At 59.7% G+C, this 20,663-nt stretch carries 21 protein-coding genes; 7 read left to right on the top strand and 14 right to left on the bottom strand.

Translation table 11 applies throughout. The annotated features are described in order from the left end of the window. Positions 1-100 precede the first annotated feature (100 nt). From alaE to ACYVDM_RS23960, 3 genes are all read right to left on the bottom strand, one after another. Positions 101-577 (bottom strand): L-alanine exporter AlaE, encoded by a 477-nt coding sequence (gene alaE / locus ACYVDM_RS23970; RefSeq protein ID WP_415792716.1) that lies wholly within the window; start codon positions 575-577, stop codon positions 101-103. A 130-nt stretch (positions 578-707) separates the two neighbouring features. Beyond that, positions 708-1,358: a fused MFS/spermidine synthase gene (locus ACYVDM_RS23965; protein WP_415792717.1), complete on the bottom strand. Its 651-nt coding sequence runs from the start codon at positions 1,356-1,358 to the stop codon at positions 708-710. A gap of 245 nt (positions 1,359-1,603) precedes the next feature. Beyond that, complete coding sequence (locus ACYVDM_RS23960) at positions 1,604-2,494, bottom strand: LysR family transcriptional regulator (protein WP_415792718.1); 891 nt, start codon at positions 2,492-2,494, stop codon at positions 1,604-1,606. A gap of 207 nt (positions 2,495-2,701) precedes the next feature. Between ACYVDM_RS23960 and ACYVDM_RS23955 the strand changes: the two genes are divergently transcribed. From ACYVDM_RS23955 to ACYVDM_RS23945, 3 genes are all read left to right on the top strand, one after another. Beyond that, entirely contained in the window at positions 2,702-3,673 is a 972-nt protein-coding gene (locus tag ACYVDM_RS23955) for a Bug family tripartite tricarboxylate transporter substrate binding protein (RefSeq protein WP_415792719.1), read from the top strand. An 81-nt stretch (positions 3,674-3,754) separates the two neighbouring features. After that, entirely contained in the window at positions 3,755-4,933 is a 1,179-nt protein-coding gene (locus ACYVDM_RS23950; RefSeq protein WP_415792720.1) for a CaiB/BaiF CoA transferase family protein, read from the top strand. Between the two features lie 72 nt (positions 4,934-5,005). Continuing rightward, positions 5,006-5,881 carry an HpcH/HpaI aldolase/citrate lyase family protein gene (locus ACYVDM_RS23945; RefSeq protein ID WP_415792721.1) on the top strand — a complete coding sequence of 292 codons (876 nt, stop codon included), beginning with the start codon at positions 5,006-5,008 and terminating at the stop codon, positions 5,879-5,881. On the opposite strand, the gene ACYVDM_RS23940 is transcribed toward ACYVDM_RS23945, so the two are convergent. After that, positions 5,878-6,957, bottom strand: coding sequence for a sensor histidine kinase (locus tag ACYVDM_RS23940; RefSeq protein ID WP_415792722.1), 1,080 nt, complete (start codon positions 6,955-6,957; stop codon positions 5,878-5,880). The genes ACYVDM_RS23945 and ACYVDM_RS23940 overlap by 4 nt on opposite strands. Before the next feature lie 184 nt (positions 6,958-7,141). Here ACYVDM_RS23940 and ACYVDM_RS23935 point away from each other — a divergent pair, with 184 nt between their 5' ends. The 3 genes from ACYVDM_RS23935 (at position 7,142) to ACYVDM_RS23925 (ending at position 10,138) form a co-directional block, all read left to right on the top strand. After that, positions 7,142-7,822 (top strand): LytR/AlgR family response regulator transcription factor, encoded by a 681-nt coding sequence (locus tag ACYVDM_RS23935; protein ID WP_415792723.1) that lies wholly within the window; start codon positions 7,142-7,144, stop codon positions 7,820-7,822. A gap of 355 nt (positions 7,823-8,177) precedes the next feature. Next, complete coding sequence (gene bioB, locus ACYVDM_RS23930; protein ID WP_415792724.1) at positions 8,178-9,170, top strand: biotin synthase BioB; 993 nt, start codon at positions 8,178-8,180, stop codon at positions 9,168-9,170. A gap of 98 nt (positions 9,171-9,268) precedes the next feature. Next, complete coding sequence (locus ACYVDM_RS23925) at positions 9,269-10,138, top strand: EamA family transporter (RefSeq protein WP_415792725.1); 870 nt, start codon at positions 9,269-9,271, stop codon at positions 10,136-10,138. Between the two features lie 13 nt (positions 10,139-10,151). Here the strand turns inward: ACYVDM_RS23925 and ACYVDM_RS23920 are convergent, their stop codons facing one another. Genes ACYVDM_RS23920 through ACYVDM_RS23880 form a run of 9 tightly spaced genes read right to left on the bottom strand, consistent with a single transcriptional unit; the run spans position 10,152 to position 18,768 of the window. Continuing rightward, the gene (locus ACYVDM_RS23920) at positions 10,152-10,478 is read right to left on the bottom strand and encodes an NIPSNAP family protein (RefSeq protein ID WP_415792726.1); all 327 of its coding nucleotides are present in this window, start codon (positions 10,476-10,478) and stop codon (positions 10,152-10,154) included. A gap of 29 nt (positions 10,479-10,507) precedes the next feature. Beyond that, complete coding sequence (locus tag ACYVDM_RS23915) at positions 10,508-10,897, bottom strand: cupin domain-containing protein (protein ID WP_415792728.1); 390 nt, start codon at positions 10,895-10,897, stop codon at positions 10,508-10,510. A 17-nt stretch (positions 10,898-10,914) separates the two neighbouring features. Then, on the bottom strand, positions 10,915-11,937 hold the full coding sequence (locus tag ACYVDM_RS23910; RefSeq protein WP_415792729.1) for an NAD(P)-dependent oxidoreductase: 1,023 nt from the start codon (positions 11,935-11,937) through the stop codon (positions 10,915-10,917). Then, positions 11,862-13,079 (bottom strand): ABC transporter substrate-binding protein, encoded by a 1,218-nt coding sequence (locus ACYVDM_RS23905; RefSeq protein ID WP_415792730.1) that lies wholly within the window; start codon positions 13,077-13,079, stop codon positions 11,862-11,864. Before ACYVDM_RS23905 ends, ACYVDM_RS23910 begins: the two co-directional genes overlap by 76 nt. Before the next feature lie 45 nt (positions 13,080-13,124). Next, positions 13,125-13,835, bottom strand: coding sequence for an ABC transporter ATP-binding protein (locus ACYVDM_RS23900; protein ID WP_415792731.1), 711 nt, complete (start codon positions 13,833-13,835; stop codon positions 13,125-13,127). Continuing rightward, positions 13,825-15,636 (bottom strand): branched-chain amino acid ABC transporter ATP-binding protein/permease, encoded by a 1,812-nt coding sequence (locus ACYVDM_RS23895; protein WP_415792732.1) that lies wholly within the window; start codon positions 15,634-15,636, stop codon positions 13,825-13,827. Before ACYVDM_RS23895 ends, ACYVDM_RS23900 begins: the two co-directional genes overlap by 11 nt. Next, positions 15,636-16,598, bottom strand: a complete 963-nt coding sequence (locus ACYVDM_RS23890; protein WP_415792733.1) for a branched-chain amino acid ABC transporter permease — start codon at positions 16,596-16,598, stop codon at positions 15,636-15,638. Before ACYVDM_RS23890 ends, ACYVDM_RS23895 begins: the two co-directional genes overlap by 1 nt. 22 nt (positions 16,599-16,620) lie before the next feature. Then, the gene (locus tag ACYVDM_RS23885; protein WP_415792734.1) at positions 16,621-17,991 is read right to left on the bottom strand and encodes an MmgE/PrpD family protein; all 1,371 of its coding nucleotides are present in this window, start codon (positions 17,989-17,991) and stop codon (positions 16,621-16,623) included. A gap of 33 nt (positions 17,992-18,024) precedes the next feature. Next, positions 18,025-18,768 carry an SDR family NAD(P)-dependent oxidoreductase gene (locus ACYVDM_RS23880; RefSeq protein ID WP_415792735.1) on the bottom strand — a complete coding sequence of 248 codons (744 nt, stop codon included), beginning with the start codon at positions 18,766-18,768 and terminating at the stop codon, positions 18,025-18,027. A gap of 227 nt (positions 18,769-18,995) precedes the next feature. Here ACYVDM_RS23880 and ACYVDM_RS23875 point away from each other — a divergent pair, with 227 nt between their 5' ends. Further along, positions 18,996-19,703 carry a GntR family transcriptional regulator gene (locus ACYVDM_RS23875; protein ID WP_415792736.1) on the top strand — a complete coding sequence of 236 codons (708 nt, stop codon included), beginning with the start codon at positions 18,996-18,998 and terminating at the stop codon, positions 19,701-19,703. Positions 19,704-19,731: 28 nt separating this feature from the next. On the opposite strand, the gene ACYVDM_RS23870 is transcribed toward ACYVDM_RS23875, so the two are convergent. After that, entirely contained in the window at positions 19,732-20,631 is a 900-nt protein-coding gene (locus ACYVDM_RS23870; RefSeq protein ID WP_415792737.1) for an NAD(P)-dependent oxidoreductase, read from the bottom strand. Positions 20,632-20,663: the final 32 nt, after the last annotated feature.

Genomic DNA, 20,663 nt, shown 5'->3' with positions numbered 1-20,663 from the left:
AAACTCAATACACCGTGAACCACGTGGCCCCTTGATACAGGTGGCCCTTCGTCAAGCGACTGGTGTCTGCACTTATACAACGTCGTTCTGCCCACACCAATCAGGTGCTTTTCCGTGAATCGTTAAGTGACATCGGCTTCTCACCCCCCGGCGGCAGACCAAACAGGCGTCTGATTCCGTTGAGAAATGCGCCGTAGGGACGACCCAGGCAAAGCATCATCACCGCTGCCCCCAGCACGCCAAACACCAAGCCATCGCCCGTCGCGCCGCTGAACGCAATGATCGCGGCATAAATAGGCACCTGAAAGCTCATCAGGGCCAGGCTGTCCCAAAGCACCCGGGATGCGCGCGTTTCCTTGGCGTGACCCATCATCCAGTCGCGCCACATCCCATAAGGCCGCCCGACCGGGATCATCAACGCCGCGCCGATCAGGCGCGCGTGCAACACCTGATCCCATGTCATCCCGGCAATCAGGCGTTCATTCAATACGCCCGTCGTGGTAAAGAACAGAATCAAGGAAAGCGTGTCCGCAATGTAAGCCCGTGATAGGTAGAAAGGTCTCGTGGTGGCTGCCAAATCGTGTGCCCATATCTGTGATCAAGTAAGGTCGGATTTCATTGTGGACATGTTGTCATGTCCGATAAAACGCGCAACGATTTCCGGGGATGTGCCTGCTGTGAGCGTTGAGTGCAGACATCGCATTGCGTCAACGCAAGATGAGTGTGGCCTCAATGAGCTTGAACGTCGGCTGCAATTGTCGCCAGGCGTCTTTACTGAGATTTTCTGGCTTTCGCAAGGCCCTGCGCAGATCCGTATGGCCAAAACGCTCGCCGTTACAGGCAAACACAATGCTGTTGGTCATGTCGTCGTCGATGACTTCAAACAACGACGTACCGAATACCTCGCGCAGATGTGCCAGGCAAACCGGATACGAAACGCTCTCGAGATGCAGGTTCACCACCAGGATGCCGTCAGGCAACAGGGTCGCCAGGCAATCCTCGAAGAACGTCTGTTCACACAATGCCGTCGGCATGCCCTGCCCGTCGTAGGCGTCGATCAACAAAACATCTACTGGGTCGGGGTCGGCTTGTAGATAGTTTCTTCCATCGGCCGCGATCACACGAAAGCGCGCATCATCGGGCGGAACATGAAAATCGTCTCTCAACGCAATGACATCAGGATCGATCTCAACCACATCGATCGACGTTTGCGGTAGATAGCGATGGCAAAATTTCGGTAACGACCCACCGCCCAAACCAATCATCAACAGACGCCGAGGGCCGCTGTCAAACAACAGGAAACCCATCATCAACCGTGTGTACTCGAGGTCGAGAGAATACGGGTTAAGCAGGGACATGCTGCTTTGCACCGAAGCGGACCCAGCGAACTGCATTAAGAGCGCATCGCGCGTCCGTCGCAGTTGGGGCTGCCCTGAGGGAGCATCTGTGGACTGGGATTCAGACAGGGGCATGAGGCATGGTGAAAAGCAAACAACAATCACTGCATCTTACTGGCTTTCCAGTATTTCCAGCCCAACGCGATACCCCGCTTTCACCAATCTCGTGGCAATCGCGAATCCGATCTGCAATACCCCCGGCCTGCCTACCCCGCCAACACGCTCTCCACCACGCGATGCACCGCTCTCACCGCTGCATCGTTGGCGCGCGGGCGATACGTAACGAGGTTAATGGTGCGGCTAACGGGAGGGTCCGCGATCGGCGTAATCGCCAATTCCCCATGTCGAAGCTCGTCGCCAACCGAGTGAATGGACAAAATGCTTTGGCCTTTACGGGCAGCCACCAGTTTTTTGATGGCGTACGTAGAATCGACGTCGAGCAACACCTTGGGCGCTCTGCCCACGCGTTCTGAAAAAATCCGTTCGATCATTAAGCGCAGCGTTTGCGGGAACGCCGGCAGGATCAACGCCATTTCCAGGATATCGACCAACGATACCGTCTCGGGCAGGCGCTGTTTGAACGCCAGGTCAGTCACCAAATAAAGATTTTCTTTGCCCAGGCTATGCGTGGACAAAGGTGTATTGCTGGGCACGTCGTACACCACGGCTAGATCCACTCGCCCAGTCTCCGCCCACTCCAGCAGGGTGCCGCTCATATGTTCGGTCAACGTGAGTTTGATGTTGGGATAGCTACGGCTGGCGTGTTCGAGCACCGCGACACAAAACTTGCTGTTGATCGCGGTCGACATGCCCAGTGTCACACGACCGATGGGATTCACGTCCGAGGATTTGAAATCATCCTGTACTGAGTCCACTCGGCGCAGTATCTCCAGCGCATGGGCCTTTAAATGATGACCTGCGGGCGTCAGTTCAATGCCGCGGGGGAGTCGCTTGTAGAGCGTCTGGCCCAGTTCCTCTTCGAGCTGCCGCAAGCGCTGTGAAATCGCCGGCTGCGCCACATGAATTTGGACCGCCGCGCCTGAAATACTGCCACAGCGAATCACCGCCAGAAAATACCGCAGTTGGGTCAGCGTCATGGGTTTCTCGTTCAGGCAAGATCGTTGTATCCAATCGCGTGATACGCGATTACCCCCATTACCCTTAAGTAAAGCAAGGCGGAGTACAGCACGCGAGTCGACAAAACCAACTATATATAAAAATGTATGTAAACCATATTTTTATACTATTTTACCTATATAAATTTTGCGTGAAGAATATGGAAAAATATTCAGGAGACACCCATCATGTTCTTCAAGCAACTGGCAGCCGGCCTGGCTGTTGTGGCAGGCCTCGGCGTAACCAGCACAAATGCCCTCGCCGCCTATCCCGATAAACCTGTCACCGTGGTCGTCCCGCAATCGCCGGGCGGCACCAACGACATCGTGGCGCGCCTCATTTCTGACAAGCTGGCTCAACAACTCGGCCAGCCCTTCGTCGTACAAAACAAGCCCGGCGCGGGCGGCAACATCGGTACTGCCCAGGTCGCGCGCGAGGCCGCGGACGGCTATACCATTTTGTTCACCGTCAGCAGCGCCCAGGCGATCAGCCCGGCCATTTTCAAGGACCCCGGCTTTGACCCGGTGAAAGATTTCGCCCCCGTCGCAGCGGTCGGCAGCGTTCCCAACGTGCTCTGCGTCCACCCGTCATTCCCGGCAAATACGCTCGCCGAATTCATTACTCTGGTCAAAGCGAATCCTGGCAAATATCAATATGCCTCGGCCGGCAATGGCTCGCTCAATCACCTGCTGGGCGCCATGCTGGACGAAAAAGGCGGCCTGAAACTGGAACACATCCCCTACCGCGGTGTCGCCCCTGGCATGACCGACGTGTTGGGCGGACAAGTCCCCATGCTGTTCGCCAGTTTGCCCTCATCAATCGCCACGATCAAAGCCGGCAAACTCCGGGCCTTGGGCGTCAGCACCAAAGAACGCAACCCGGCGCTGCCGGATGTCCCAGCCATCGGTGAACAAATCCCCGGCTATAGCGGCGAACTCTGGATCGCCATGTACGTGCCTCAAAACACGCCTAAAGACGTTATCGACACGCTCTACAAAGCCACGGAGATCGCGCTGGCCGATGCCGACGTCACAAAGAAGTACGCGGAATTGGGGGTCGAGCCATTGAGCGACAATCCGGAGCAACTGGCGCAACGCCTGAACGACGACTTGAAACTCTGGAGCGGCATCGTCAAATCCTCCGGTGCGAAAGCCAACTGAGTTACGCCGTTTCCGATCGACTAACGGGGCGACCCGCACCGTGTACGCCCCCTGGACATCCTCCGCCACACAGAGCACGCCATGAATACTCAAGCCTTTACCCCCGAGCAAGAAGGCCCGCTCAAAGACATCAAAGTCGTCGACATGTCGCGCCTGGTAGCGGGGAACATGCTGTCGGTATTTCTGGCTGACTTTGGCGCCGACGTCATCAAGGTCGAACGCCCCGAAAAAGGCGACGATCTGCGGCATTGGCGTGAAGGCGGCCAGGCCGTGTACTGGAAAGTCTATGGCCGCAACAAGCGTTCGTTGGCGCTGGACATTAAATCCGAAGACGGACTGATACAGCTCAAAAAGCTGATCAAATGTTCACACGTACTCATCGAAAATTTTGTCCCCGGTGGCCTGGAAAAAATGGGCCTGTCACCCGAGGTCCTGCACGCTTTGAATCCCGCGCTCGTCATCGCTCGCGTGTCCGGCTGGGGCCAGACGGGGCCCTACAGCCACAAGCCGGGATTTGGTACGCTGGTTGAGGCCATGTCCGGTTACGCCTATCTGAATGGGTTCCCCGACAAGCCACCTGCCCTGCCCCCCTTGGCCATGGCGGACATGATCGCGGGCATCTACGGCGCGGCAGGGGTGCTGACTGCGCTGCGTTCGGCAGAGAAAACGGGTGTAGGCCAGATCGTAGATCTGTCACTGTTCGAACCGATTTTTTCGCTAATCTCATCCGAGGCCGGGAAATTCCAGGCAACGGGCACGCCTACGCTGCGCGCCGGCAATCAATCCACACACACCGCACCGCGCAACGTCTACGTCTGCAAAGACGGCAAACACATCGCGATGTCGGGCTCCATGCAATCGATGGCCATGCGGATTTTCGACACCATCGGCATGCCCGAACTCAAGACCGATCCGCGTTTTGAAAACAACGACGTGCGCGTGAAAAACAAAGATCTACTGGACGAGATCATCCAGGGTTTTGTGGGGAGCCGCACGCAGGAAGACAACCTGGCCTTGTTTGAACAGGCGGGCGTCACGGCCGGCCCCGTCTATTCCGTGGCGGATCTGGTCGATCACCCCTATGTCACCGGGCGCCAGGCCATCGTCAACCTGCCTGATGCGGAGATGGGTAGCGTGCCCATGCACAACATCATTCCCCGCCTGTCGTCCAGTCCCGGAGGATTCCGTCGGCCCGCGCCCAAGTTAGGCGAGCATACCGTCGATATTCTGGCAGAACTGGAACAGGTCTCGCTGGACTAGGCGCAGCTTGCTCCGCATCGCGGTACGATCCTAATCACCTCTCTGACATTGCCTACTTCCCAAGGAAACCCCATGAGTCAGGTTTTTGCATGGCGCTCAATGCTCTTCGTCCCGATCATCAACGACCGATTCGTCCAAAGCGCCTTGCGACAGCCCGCCGACGCGATTCAGCTGGATCTGGAAGACAGCATCGCCCTGGAACAAAAAACCCAGGCGCGCGAGCTTGTCGCCAGCGTCGCGGCGCTGTGCCACGAGCAAGGCAAGGATGTCATCGTGCGCATCAATCGCCCTTGGCGGCATCTGGTGCGCGATATCGAAGCCAGCGTCGGCCCGCATGTCAAAGCGCTGACACTGCCCAAAGTCCCGAACGCCGCCTTTGTCCAGGCCGTGGCCGAAATCATTGACGAACTGGAGATCGAACAAGGCATGGCGCCCGGCACGACGCGCCTGATTGCCATGGTCGAGGATGCCGAGGGTCTGCACAACATGAACGAAATCGCGGCCGCGCACCCGCGTCTATGCGGCCTGATCGTGGGCGCAGAAGATCTGGCGGTGTCCCTGCAGATGGCCGTCACCGCCGACACGCTCTACATGCCCAATGTCCTGGCGGTGGCGGCGTGTCGACGCGCGGGCATTGCGCCGATCGGGTTCGTAGGCTCGGTCGCGGATTTTGCGGATCGCGAGGCGTTTCAGAAAACCGTCGAGCGTGGCGCGGCATTGGGCTTTGAAGGCGCGTTTTGCATTCACCCCGCGCAAGTCGCCATCGCGAATGCCGCATTTTCCCCCTCGCGCACCGAGGTCGAACGCGCCCGCAAGCTCATCGCGGCCTTCAAGGAAGAAGAAGCCAAAGGGCGCTCGGCCTGCACTTTCGAAGGCCGCATGGTCGACGCGCCTGTCGTCAAGCAGGCACAGCGCATCGTTGAAAAAGGCGAAGCATTCGGGATCTAAAGCAGCGAGAGCGGCTCACCTTTGATGCGAACCTCCGCAACGATCTTGTCGTCGCGCTGTTCGAGTGAAAACGTGTGCCGCTCGGGATAACGCAGGGCCAAGCGACGGCACAGATTTCCCAGCCCGCCTCCACTGCGGGCCAAATCATAGGGGGCATGCAACTCGCCGGGATTATCGACCTCGATAATCAACTCGTCGCCCTGCACACGAGTCCGGATATTGATCAGAAATTGATCGTACTCGGACCGCATGCCGTGCTTGATCGCATTCTCGACCAGTCCCTGCATGGTCATATGCGGGACCAGTAATTCCAGCGACGCCGGATCAACGTGACACCGGTACGCAAGCTGCTTGTCAAAACGCAACGCCTGAATACGGATATAGGTCTCGGCCGCCTCGATTTCCTCGTCCAGCCGACACATGCCGCGCCCGCGCCGATCAAGCGAGTAACGCAGATAGGAAGCGAGTCCGCGCGTCATTTCCTCTGCCACCGTGGGTCGATCCGCAATCTCCACCACGATCGTGTTCAGGGCGTTAAAAAGAAAATGCGGCTCGATCTGTAATTTCAGATATTCCAGCTCTAGCCGCAAGGCGCGCGTCTCGGCTTTCATCTTGGAGATACGCTCGGCACGCGCCGCCAACTCGGCCGACACGCCAAAATAAATCAGTGTCCAGATCGACAACAGCCCCATGTAATAGATGAAACCTAGCCGATACTGCTCGCCGGGACTCACCGCTACGGCACCGGGCTCAAACAATTGATGAATGGCATAGGCGATGCCCGCCAGAGCGGCCGACGCCGCCACGCACAGGAGCAGAGAACTCGCCAGCACCTGGATAGAGGCATAGGGTCTGGGATGACGCCCATGCCACACCGCCGCTGCGCTGGTCATGGCAAAGGCGACGGGCTCTACGCCGATCGTGACCCAAAACGCCACCGTCCCATTGCCGAACACCACCCAGCGCGAACAGAAGCCAATGGTCGCCAGCACCACCCATCCCGCCACCTGTGCGCGCCAAAACGCAGCCGAGGACTCTCCCAAGCTCAGCGCTTGACCGATGGGTATGAAAATCATGGATACCTCTCCGCAAATACCATCGACAGTTCACCCTGCTGGCTGCGCCGGCGTCACGGCCGGACAGACATGTCCTATAACTTGTCTTATAGTCTTAGTCGCTGCGAAACTTGCGGCCTTCACTGCCTGCTGTCGCCGTTCGCGTACGGCTTGCCCGGCGCCATCTGGTACCCAAGGAGAACCGATGTTACGCGTGCTGATCATTGACGATGAAGCCCCTGCCCGACGTTACCTGCGTCGATTGCTCGAGCAAAGCCCGTCCGTACGAATCGAAGGCGAAGCCGCCACCCTGGCTCAGGCCCAGGCAATGATCCGCGAACACCGTCCTGACGTCTTGTTTCTGGATATTGAACTGTCCAGCGGCACGGGCTTTGACTTGCTGGCAGATCTGGAGCCCGCCCCCGCGGTGGTCTTTGTCACCGCGCACGACGACTATGGCGCACGCGCCTTTGATGTCGAGGCAGTGGACTACCTGCTTAAACCGGTCAGCCCCGACCGACTGGCCCAGGCCCTGACGCGCCTGCAACCGCGCACCAATAGTTATCTGACTACCCGCAGCAGAAACGGCACGCGCATCATCAAGATCCATGACCTGACCATCGCTCAAGCCCAAGGCGACTATGTTCGCCTGCACGGCGCCACGTCTACCAATGAGTTGATGCATATCACCCTCAAGCGTCTGGTGCCCCAATTGCCCTCTCCACCGTTTTACGCCGTATCCCGGTCGATGATTATTAATCTGGATCATATCGCCCACGTTTCACAGCGGCTCGGTGAGCAAACCGAAATCACATTCATCAACGATGTCGCCCCCATCGTATTGGGCCGTACCGCCTCGCAACGTTTGCGCCGCGCCATGGCCTGAGTGTCACGGAGCATCGTCACGGTATGCCCAGATCTGTATGCGGGCCAGATTTTTTCGACGAATACGCAGAAACACTCGACGAATCGATCTCCGCATGCGCAGCGGGCTATTCTCGATCCTTTAATGTTACAACAAGACACATAAAAAGAAGAGCAAATTTATCACGGAAGATCGCCACACGTTAATGCCCCGCGCAGATCAACGCGTGGCGAAAATTCAGCTATAGCCCGTAAGACACGCCTAATTTCGGCAAAAATCTGCCCATTGCCATTTTCCAACCTTGTTCTTACGATCCGCTGCTACAGAACCGGTCGCGACCATTGACGCCGCACTGATTTGCCGCAAAAGGATCGTCATGCATACCACCAGCATCCCCGTTTCCGATATCGTCAGGCCTGCCCCCGCAATCGCTGGCGCCTGGCATTCCAGTGACATCCAAGCGCTATTCGCGCTGCCATTGATGGATCTGCTCTACCGTGCTCAACAGATCCATCGGCAACACTTCGATGCCAATGCCATCCAACTGTCCAGCCTGCTATCGATCAAGACGGGAGGTTGTCCCGAGGACTGCGCCTATTGCCCTCAATCCGCGCATTACGACACCGGCCTGACGGCAGACAAACTGATCCCGTTGGACGACGTCTTGCAGGCCGCCCGTGCGGCCCAAAAAGGTGGGGCCCAACGATTCTGCATGGGCGCCGCCTGGCGTAGCCCCAAACCGCGGCACCTGGACGCCGTCGCCGAAATGATCCGTGCCGTCAAAGCACTGGGCATGGAAACGTGTGTCACCTTGGGGATGTTGCACGACGGTCAGGCAGAAAAACTCAAAGCCGCCGGACTTGATTACTACAACCACAATTTGGACACCTCGCCGGAGTTCTATGGCCAGATCATTTCCACCCGTACCTACCAAGAACGGCTGGACACGCTGGACCGCGTGCGCAACGCAGGTCTGAACGTCTGCTGCGGCGGCATCGTCGGCCTGGGCGAATCACGCGACCAGCGCGCAAGCTTGATCGCACAACTGGCCAACCTGGATCCCTACCCTGAATCCGTGCCGATCAACAACCTGGTGCAAGTCCAAGGCACGCCGCTCGCAGGCACCGAAGCCTTGGATCCCTTTGAGTTTGTACGCACCATTGCCGTCGCCCGCATCACCATGCCTCGCGCCCACGTCCGTCTATCTGCCGGCCGCGAAACCATGAGCGACACGTTGCAGGCCCTGTGCTTTTTAGCAGGCGCCAATTCGCTTTTCTGCGGCGAGATGCTGCTCACCACCAGCAACCCTCAGGTACAAGCCGATCAACGCCTGATGAAACGCCTGGGCTTATACGCCGAAGCCAAGTGACTTGACCCGCCCAACGCCGCAATACCCGGCACATCCCACCGGGTGCCGAATTTCTGGCGCTCCTGGCATCTGACCCTCAGTTCCTCCACTCACTACCCATGCCCGAGCCTACTTCTGGACTGCTATACCTGCTAGCCAGCGTCGCCTGCAGCGTCACGGTCGCCGTTCTACTGAAACTGGCCCGCCAATACGACATCGACATCCGCCAAGCCATCGCCGCCAATTACGCCGTCACTGCCGTACTCAGCGGACTTATGCTGAGGCCCTCTACCGATCAACTGGTATCCGCCGGCCAGGCCTGGCCCCTGCTACTGGCCTTGGGCGTATTGTTACCCACAGGGTTCATGGCCATGGCGCAATCGGTCCGTCAGGTGGGCATCGTCCGCAGCGACGTGGCTCAACGCTTGTCGTTACTGCTACCCCTGCTGGCCGCGTTTCTGCTGTTTGGAGAAAGCCTCACCTGGCGCAAATCCACGGCGATTGCACTGGCCTTCACCGCCCTGTTTTGCATCCTGCTACGGCGCGGACCCACCGGTCATACGCCACTGGACCCGCACGCCTGGCGCTGGCCCCTGGGCGTATGGATTGCCTACGGTCTTGTAGATATCCTGTTTAAACAAATCGCCAAAGCAGGCTCGGCGTTCTCCGGCGCGCTCCTGATCGCCTTTATCTTGGCCGGCATCGTCATAGCCGGCTACCTGCTCTGGCAACGCGTCACGTGGCGGGCCCGTCACCTGCTAGCCGGTATCGTGTTGGGCATCGCGAACTTCGGCAACATCGTCACCTACATCCGCGCCCATCAATCCCTGCCCGGCCACCCCGCCTTGGTGTTCTCAGCCATGAACATGGGCGTCATCACCCTGGGTACCCTCGTCGGCGCCCTGGTCTTTCGAGAGCATCTCAGCCGTGTAAACCTGCTTGGACTAGGGCTAGCACTGTTGGCCATCGTGCTGATGATGCCCATTTGAATGACGCGGCGGTTCAACGCATGGGGGAATAGTCGGTCGGGCTGAGAAAAATATTCTCGACGCGCTCCACGATAGATTTTTCCGCTTCGCTGGCGTTCCGCTTGGCGATCCATTCCGGATCAGCCTGGAAAGCATTCCATTTGCGCTCGCGTTCTTCCAGGCTTTCCCACTCCAGCAGGTAGGTCAGCGCATGGTTGCTCGGGCCGATCAGCGTCGTCCAGAAACCGACAGGCTTGATGCCGTATTTCTTGAAAAAATCCAGCGTCGTTTTGCTAAAGCGCTCATTCAGCGCCGGCATGCGGCCGGGAAGGCAATGATAAATACGCATTTCAATAATCATGGGGTCTCCTTGCGGTATCAAATAGGGGGTCAGCGACCCGCTTTGGAATATTCGGATTCGGCCAGTTCTTCCTGCCAATCGGGCTTGCCCAGCGAGATCGCCAGATGCGTCATAAAGGTATCGGCCGCCGCACCGTGCCAGTGGCGTTCATTAGGCCCAATCCAGACCACATCGCCCTGGCGGATCTCCTGGGGCTCATCACCGTCGCGACATATCCAGCCTCGGCCCGACGTCACGTGCAGAACCTGGCCATACTCATGGGTATGCCAGAACGTGCGCGCGCCCGGAGAAAAAAATACGTGATTGATGCCAACGTTGTCCGCGGGGGGCATGACTGGATCAGCCCAGACCACGCCGGTGAATGTCGCACCGCGTTGCTCCGACGGCTTGCCCTGGTCGCGGCCGTGAAATACTTGCATGACCTTACTCCTTTTGTTTAAGCGCTTTTCAAACGAACGCCGCCCGACACGTCGCCGATGGCATCCACCACACGATTGCTGATCTGGTCACCATAACCCAGCGCGGTGGCCAGGCCAAAGCAGGCCGCAGGGCCAGCGGCGTTCAGCGACGCCACGCCCAATTCGCGGACCATGTCCACATACAGCACCACATCCTTGGTCATGAGCTTGCTGGTCAACCCCCCTTCCAGATAGTCGCCATCGACAATGAACGGGAAGCGGTTGAGCGAAGCGAAGTTCACTCCGCTGCTGCTGTTGATCACCTCGAGCAAGCGATGCAGATCCAGCCCGGCTTTCTTGCCTGCCACCATGACCTCGGCAGTCGCCGCCAGGCTGACGGCGTTCAGGAAATTGTTGAGCAGCTTGGTGGTATGTCCCGCGCCGCTGCCGCCCATGGTCACGACTTTGGTGCTGATAGGCGCGAACACCCAGTCGATGGCCTCGATGGTGGCCGCGTCCCCGCCTACCATCAGCGTCAACTTGCCTTTCTCCGCGGCGGCCGCGCCGCCCGATACGCCCGCGTCGACATACTGGACGCCCTGCTGCGCAAAGCGCGCGCTCAGGCGCACGGTAGAGCTTGCCGCCGCTGTGCTCAAGTCAACCACAATCTGGCCGGGCCGGCAGGCCGCCAAAAGACCACCGTCTCCTTCGACCACCGCCTCTACCACCTTGCTGTCCGGCAGCGACAGCAGTACGACATCAACATCGTCGAGAACCTCGCCTATCGTCGCAGCCGCCCGGGCTCCAGTCTCGGCCGCTCTCGTCGGATCGGTGTCGTATCCCAGCACCGAGATACCGGCATCGACTAACCGACGCGTCATGCGCCCACCCATATTGCCTAGGCCGATAAAGCCGACTCGCTTCTTATCCATTGATGTTTCCTCTTGGTTTGCGCCAGTGCGTACCGCAGCGGCGCGAGCACCCCTTATTTGCCAGGCCAAATGGGCTGGGCGACGGCCTGCGCCTCCGGGAACACGGTCACGGGTACGCCGTTCTGCCATTGAATGACCGTAAGCGTCGCGTCGACGCGATGCCCCGCCTCATCGAACTTGAGCACACCGCCAGGGAAATACGGACTGGGCCCCTCGTCCAGGGCGCGCATCGCCTGTCCGACGGCCTCGCGATCAGCCTTGCCGGCCTTCTCCAAGGCCGCCTTCATGATCCACATATCACCATACGTCGAGATGGCGTTCTGCGTCATCCAAGGCTCGTTGTATTCTGCCTTCATGCGCTTGATCAGGCCTTCCTGTCCCTTGGCGCCCCAGTTGCCTACGGCCGACATGACACCATTGAGCAACGCCGGGCTGACCGTGTTGAGCACCTCGGGTTCGGCGATGGCGATACCGAAAGAAATCACCGGCACCTTCACATTGGTCTCACTCATCTTCTCGAGGATGAGCTTGGCGTCCGAGATCACAGTAGGAAGAAAGAACAGCAGGTCGGGACGTCGCGAACGCACGCGCTGAATCAATGACGACGCATCCGCCAGCGGCGGCGTGAAGGTTTCATCGACGACCAGCTCCAACCCGTTCTTCTTCAAGAGACCATCTTTCAGGGCCTTGACCGTGGATAGCGAGGCGGCCGTGTTGTCAGTCACGATGGCCACGGTCTTGGGCCGCTTGCCCGAGGCCTTCTCCGCCAGGGCCAGAATGCTGGGCAGCGCGATATCGGCTTGCTTGCCAGCCGGCGCCGACGTCTGAAAGACGTACTTGAACCCCCGCGACGTAATCAGATCGGAATACGACAGCGTCAGCATCGGTAGCGCGGCCCGCTCCGTTACCTCGGTAACGGCCAAGGTGAATGAACTCAGGTAGGCGCCCGTCGCGATGACCAGATTGGGGTAATCGGCAACCATCCGTTCCGCCGCGCTCTTGGCCTTCTCGGTGGAGTCGCCCGAATCGACCACCACCAGCTTGAGCTTGGCGCCGCCCAGCGCCTTGATGCCGCCCTGGTCGTTGATGTCCTTGACCCCCATTTCGGCACCCATACGCATCACTTGGCCATAACGCGCGTAAATACCTGACATGGGCGCGATAAGCCCGACGCTCACGGGGGTGGGTTCGGCCACGGCGCTACCGCCCAGCAACAAGCTGGCACCCAACGCCACGCTCATGAGACTGACAACCGCAGACTTCGTTTTCATGTTGATCTCCTCGGTTTTTCCGCCTTGGTCGGGGCGGTATATGTTCTACATCCCAAGATATGCGCGGCGAATCCGATCATCCGCCTGCAGCGTCTGATGCGTGCCTTCCAGCACCACGCATCCGGTTTCCAACACGTAACCCCGATCGGCGTATTGCAGCGCCTCCGCCACCCGTTGCTCCACCAGCAGGAGGGTCAGACCCGCTTCCCGGCGAATGTCGATCAGGCGTTCAAAGATAAAGTCGGCGATAGCCGGCGACAGCCCCATCGATGGCTCGTCGAGCATCAGCAAACGCGGCGACGATGCCAGACCACGGCCGATGGCCACCATTTGCTGCTCGCCCCCCGACAGCGTGCCGGCCAATTGCCGGCTGCGCTGTTTGAGGATGGGAAACCATGCATAGATACGTTCTAAATTGCGAGTCCAATCGCGTCGGCCGGCTTCGGTATAAGCCCCCATTTCCAAGTTTTCCAATACGCTCATCGAGGCAAATACCTGCCGACCCTCGGGCACGTGGGCAATGCCCAAATGTGGCCGTCGATCGATGGGCACAGCCAGCAAATCCTGTCCATCGAAGCGGATACTTCCCGAGCGGGCCGACACGCTACCCGAAATAGTCCTGAACAAGGTACTTTTCCCCGCGCCGTTGGGCCCGACGATGGAGACGAACTGCCCCTCTCCGACCTCTACCGAGACACCTTTCAGAACGGGCACCGCGGAATAACCCGCCTCCAGTTGATGGATTTCAAGTAGCATGTTGCGCGCTCCACTTCTTACCCAGATAGGCCTGCACCACTTGGGGATCTTGGGTGATCGACTGTGGGTCGCCTCGCGTCAGCACTTGGCCATGATCCAACACCACGAACTCATCGACCAGGCGCACCATGGTCTGCATGGTGTGTTCGATGATGACAACGGTGATGCCCTCGGCCGAAAGCGCGCGAATCGCGTCGACGATATCGTCGACCTCACCATGTCCCAGACCAGCCAGAGTTTCATCCAATAGCAACAGTTCGGGTTGCCCGGCCACCGCCCGGGCAAGCTCCATCAGGCGCAATTCGCGGGTGGTAAGCAGCGCGGCGATTTTGTTGGCGCAGTCGGACAAGCCAACCCGCGCGATGGCCTGCGCCGCGAGTGCTTCGGCCTGCGCCTCATCTTTGGCGCGCACATAGGCGCCCACCTTGACGTTCTGCGCCACGGTCAGTCGCATGAAGGGTCGCATGATCTGGAAAGTGCGCCCCACACCTGCTGCACATAGCACATGCGGCTTGCGGCCCGCCATGTCCACGCCGTTCACCATCACCTTGCCTGTATCCGGCTGCAAAAAGCCGTTGAGCAGGTTGAACAGCGTGGTCTTGCCGGCGCCGTTAGGACCAATAATGCCCAGGATCATACCCCGGCGCACCGAGAAACTGACGTCCTGCACAGCCTTGAGTCCGCCAAAGCTGCGCGATACCGACTGCACGTCCAGGATGATGTCGTCGGCGGATGTCGGTGGCCGTACAGGCCGAGTCGAATGGGCGGGCATCGGCGTCGACTTGGCCTGTACCGTCGACCGGGTCTGCTCTATCGACTCAGTCTGTTCCGCCGGTGCGGCCGATGTCGTCGCGCGCTTGCGACGTTGCAGGACATCGCGCAATTTCCAGAACACGCCCTCCGGCGCCACCAGAATCACCGCGATGATGGCCATGCCCAGGATCACGCCCTGAATGCCCGGATAGGTCGAACCTAGCTCGGCATGCAGTATCTCGCCCAGCGGCACGAGAATAGCCGCCCCGATGATGGGCCCCCATACTGATCCCACGCCACCGAACATGGATACCGTGAGCGCCTGCGCCGACACCAGCATGCCAAACACCGACACCGGTGTAACCACCAGCAACACCACGGCATAGAACGCACCCGTGGCACCCGCGATGGCGCCGCTCAACGCGATAGCCCGTAATTTCCAGCGCAGCGTATCGATGCCCGCAGCCTCGGCGGCCGCTTCGTTTTGCTTGATGGCGATGAGCGCCATGCCGAAACGCGTTCGCTCCACATACAGCGTGATCTGCGCAAACACCAACAGCATGATCAGGCCAATCACGATGTAATAGCGCCGGTCGGAAAACTGCATGAACAGCCCCGGATGCTCGCGCTGCATCGGAAAGGTCATTTCCTGCAACCCCAGCCACTCGAACACATACAGCAGGGCCAGCGGATACGCCAACATGGCTAGCGCAAAATAGTGCCCACGCAGGCGGAATGTAGGCAACCCTACCAAGATCCCGGCCACGGCGCCGATGACGGCGGCCAGCGGCAACATCACCCAGGGCGACAAGCCCAGGTAGACCTGTCCCAACACTGCCGCATAGGCGCCCAGGCCGAAGAACGCCGCGTGACCGAATGAGACCAGGCCGGTATAGCCGCTCAGCATATTCCACGACAGGCCAAAGCATGCCCACACCAGCACAAGTGTGAAGATCAGTTGATGGTATGCATTGCTCACTAGCAACGCGGCAGCCAGATAGATCACCGCGACCAGCAGCAACGTCAGGGAAGTCGGCCATCGCTTCATCAGGTTCGCTCCGAAACGCGGCCAAACAGTCCTTGCGGCCGCAACATCACGATCAACAGAAAGAACACGAAAATTGCCGCGTTCTGCAACTGCGTGGGCAACACCAGCGAAGAGAGCTGCTGCACCAAGCCGATCACCATGCCTCCCCAGAACGCGCCGAAGATGCTGCCTATGCCGCCCAGCACCACACCGGCATACATGATGATCACGTACTCCAGACCGACAAAGGGATGAAACGGAAAATTAGTTGCCAAGAGACCACCGGCCAACGCAGTCACGCAGGTACCGAGGGCAAAGGCGATGCGGTACGAACGATTGACGTCAATGCCCATGTAGGAAGCGGCGATCGGGTTGTCGGCCGACGCCCGCAAGGCCTTGCCCAGCCGACTGCGTGCGATCAACGCGCCCAGCACCACGATGGCGGCCACCGATATCAGCGCGGCCACTGTCCGGCCCTTGTTGGCAAACACGCTGACGTAGTCTCCCCAAAGCGGTCCGATCTCCCAGGCGCTGCTCGATAGCGGCGTACGCAACGACACCAATTGCGGTCCGAACAACATCATGCCGCCGTTCTGCAGAATCAAGGCGATGCCCAGCGTCAGCACCAGTTGAGCGTAATGGCCGTCGCCATCGAGCGCGGTACCACGCCGGCCCGTAACGCGAGAGATCAGGAGCCGATGTGCCAGATACCCCACCGCGAACATCACAGGCACGGCCAGCAACACCGACACATAGGGCCCCAACACGGAGCCCGCCAGCCAATGCCCGCCCAGCAAGATGAAGAAGTAATACGTCACATACATCCCGAGCATCATGAAGTCGCCTTGGGCGAAATTGATGACGCGCATAATGCCGAAGATCATTGCCAATCCGACGCACATCAATCCATACAGGCCACCCACCAGCACGCCAGCAGCGAGCGCCTGCAGGAACGCTTCGAGATGAATTTGCAGTTCTGTCATGTCCATCGTGTCAGGCCTCGTCTCAAGTCTGTGTCGTATCCGGCCGCAAGGCGCACAAACGCGCCAGCAGTCCCGCGTCAGGCTCACGTTCGTAGCCATCCACCATGGCCTCGATGCGCTCGGCTTGCTCGTCTCCCAGCACCACCTGCGCGGCGCGGCGCCATCGCGCACGGATGAGTGCCTCATCGGCCGCCACCACATCATCCAGCTCGGCCCGCACTGTCGATCCATCGTCCAGTCGGAGGATCACACGGGCTCCCTGCCGAGCCGGGAAGGCCGTCGTGTAAGCGTCATCCGGCACTAGTTCGGTCTGTGCGATCAACCGCACGATTTCAGCATCGTCGAGCTGACGATAGTTCTCCTCCTCGATAGCGCCCCGGGCCAGCACAGCCGCCACGCCAAATGCGATGCTCATCTTGGCCTGCAATGCATAGTCAAACGGCCCCATGGCGCTACACCCTGGATACGCCAGCGCCGCATGGGTGGTCTCGACGCGCACCGCGACAATGCGCCGGCCCGAGGGCACGAGCCGCCAGGCACGCAAGGCCGCCTGGCAAGGTGACTGAGCAAAATTGCAGGCCGGCGCCGGTTTGTTGAAAACCTTCAGGATGTCGGCGTCGCCCTGTGGGAATAAGGCGATAGGCCCAGGCATGGGCGCACGCGCATAGGCCCGGAATAAACCTGCCTCTCCCTCCAGGATGGACGGCGACGCCTGTGCACCTTGACGCGCCAGATCCAGGCAGGCGATCGCATTGCGGACCACGAAGCCCGGGTGAAAGTACATCTCGCTGCCACCCGTATGCGCCCACTCGTTCAGTCCTGCGCAGGCATTGCCAGCCAATGCGAAAGCGTTCAACGCCTGGCCCTCGTCCAGACCCAAGAGACGCGCACCCGCCATCGCGCTCGCGAAAGGTCCCACCAATCCGGTGGGCCGGAATAAACGCGCCAACGACGGGGTGATCAGCGCGCGGCCGATGCGCGCGCCAACCTCATAACCGACCACGGCCGCGCTCAACGCCCGCGCGCCCGGCACCTCGTGGCGCTCGGCCAACGCCAGCACCGTGGGCCATACCACCACCCCCAGGTGCGCCACGCTTGCTGCGTGCATATCTTCCCGCACTAGGCCGTGACCCGCGACGGCATTGGCAAAAGCCGCATCCGCCAGGACATACGTTCCGGAACGGCCGACAATATGCGCGCCGCCCTCGTTGGACGCGGCCAACTGAGCGGCCTGCTCGCTCCATGGCAATGACCGCGCCTCAAAGGCGCATGAAAGATAATCAAGCAGGCATTGCTTGGCCCGCGCCGTGACTGCTTCCGTTTGCGGGATCTCGCTCAACGCCCTACGCACGATTTCCCGCGCCGTGCTTACGTCTTGTCTGTCAGGATGCATGATCCTGCTCTCCAGGGAACGCGCGAAGCCGCGTCAGTAACCAAGAACGGTCATCGCGCCGTCCACCTTGAGCGTCACACCCGCCACCGTCGAGCTCGCCGCCGACGCCAAAAACACGGCAACCTCGGCGATATCGGCCCCAGTGGACAACCGGTCTAGCGGCGTACGGCGACGGCGCGTGGCCCAGCCTTCCTCGGAAATCACAGAACTCGCGCCCGGCGTGACCACAGGTCCCGGTGCCAAAGCATTGACACGAATGCCATACCCACCCAGCTCGACCGCCTGTTGTCGGGTCAGCGTGTCTAGCGCGCCTTTGATGGCGCTGTAGACCGCCGCGTTCTTGATAGACACCGACACGGCTACCGATGACAGATTGATGATCGCGCCACCCCCACGTGCGATCAAGTGCGGCGTGGCGGCCTGCAACGACCATAACGCGCCCTTGAGTCCCACGTCGATCATCTTCGAGACCTTGTCCTCGGGCATGTCCACCAGGGGTGCGTAATAGAAATAGGCCGCGTTGTTCACCAAAATATCCAACCCGCCCGATTGGTTCGCATAGGCGTCGATCACGCGCCGTACTTGCTCGCGATCAGACACATCGCAGGGTAGTGCCTGGGCACCCGGAAACTCGCGCTCGGCCTCGGCCAGCAGCTCCGCATTGATATCCAGCAACCCCACCTTGGCGCCCTCGCGGACATAGGCTCGCGCAATCTCTCGACCAATGCCCCCGGCACCTCCGGTGATGATGGCGACTTTTCCTTCCAGCACTCCCATACCGTCTCCTTTTCCCGCTCCTGATCGCTGCGTTATCGATGTGTCGGCGTTGTAGATATTTTGTATGTGTGTACTATAGACTGATTGTATGATTGAATGTCAAATGAATTATGGTTTTGCTTAAGGATTTACCCTGAATCGTGCAAGCGGAATCCCGATCACGTTGGCCAGGCTTGAAAAAAGATGAAAGCTAAAATCACCGAGAGGAATCACCACTCAGGACATCAATGAAAGCAGCCCTTCCCCCGTCGGCAGACTTCAAAGTGCAGCGCGCCGCTTCCGTGTTGCGGCACAGCGTGACCGAGAGCATCCGCAACGCCATTCTGTTGGGACGTTTTCGACCCGGCGAACGCTTGCCCGAAAGGGAACTGTGCGAGATGACGGGAGTGAGCCGCACGCTGGTGCGAGAGGCCTTGCGGCAATTGGAATCCGAAGGGTTGATCCACGTCATCCCCTATCGCGGCCCGGTCGTGGACCGAGTGCTCCCGGACCAGGCCGAAGGCATCTATCAGGTTCGCGAGGAACTCGAGGGTTTAGCCTGCCAGCTCTTTGCCGAACATGCCTCGGCCCAAGCACTCAAGGACTTGAAAAAAGCCTTCCAGAGCCTCAAACATGCCTTCACCCATGGCAGCCCACTGGAGCAATTGACGGCCAAAAATTTCTTCTACCAATGCCTGCTTGAAGGGGCCGGCAATGAAGCGCTGACCACGACGCTGCGCTTGCTGAACTCGCGTGTCATGCTGCTGCGTTCCACATCGATACAGGCGCCGGGCCGGGCGCCCCAGAGCTTGGCCGAACTGGCCGAACTCATGACGCAACTCGAACTGCGCGATGGTGCGGCCGCGCGCGCGGCGGGCTGTCTGCATGTACGCAACGCCGCCGCCGTCGCGATTCGTATCTTACGCGGCGCCAACGAAACGCCGCCCCCGGGCTGAACGCCTTTGGCGTGCGCCACGCATCCATCTATGACTTGGCGCGCACTTTCACACCCGCCCAGTCTTCCACGACTCGGGCCACATCGGAATAGTCCGCGTTCTGGCCGCGGATGGCAGTGGTCATCACCAACATTTCGCGCACCGACGAGCCCACTACCATCGGCACACCATTGCGCTCGGCCTCCTCCAGACACAAGCGCACATCCTTGTGTGCCAAGCGGGCGGCGAAGCCCACATCGAATGTGCCGGTCAGCACTGCCCGGGGGAACTTTTCCATGGTGGCGGAATTGCGACCCGAACCCGCGTTGATGACGTCGATCATGACGCTCGCATCCAACCCGGCCTTGACACCGAGTGCCATGGCTTCCGACGTAATGGCCACGGCAGTCGCCGATAGAAGATTGTTCGCCAGCTTCATCACCTGAGCTTGGCCGGCTTGCGCGCCGAGATAAAAAAGTTTGCCGAAATTTCCCAGCACCTGTGTCAGCGCCTCGTAACGCGCCGGCAGGCACGCAACCATGACTGCCAACGTGCCACGCTCGGCCCCGGTCACGCCACCACTGACAGGCGCATCGACATATTCGATGCCTTGCTCGGCAAGAATTTCAAACGCGCGCTGCGCTGCTGCGGGACCAATGGTCGACAAGTCCACCACGCACTTCGCACGGCTAGACCGTGCCAAACCGTGCTCACCGCTCAGCACGCTCTGCACCACTTTGCCATCGGGCAGGCTCAGAAATACGACATCGGCCGAGTCGCCCACGCTCTGCGCGCTATCGTGAGCCACCGCGCCACGCGCCACCAAGCGCTGCATCACCGCCGGGTCGCTATCGGTCACATGGAGCACATGGCCCGCGTCAAGCAGGCGTCCCGCCATGGGCCCACCCATGTTACCCAACCCAATGAATCCGTAAATCGTCTCGCTCATTTCCATCCTCGACTAAAAAGAAGAGCCGCGCC

The organism is Bordetella tumulicola (assembly GCF_054779135.1).
This window is presented reverse-complemented; position numbering and strand designations above follow the sequence as displayed.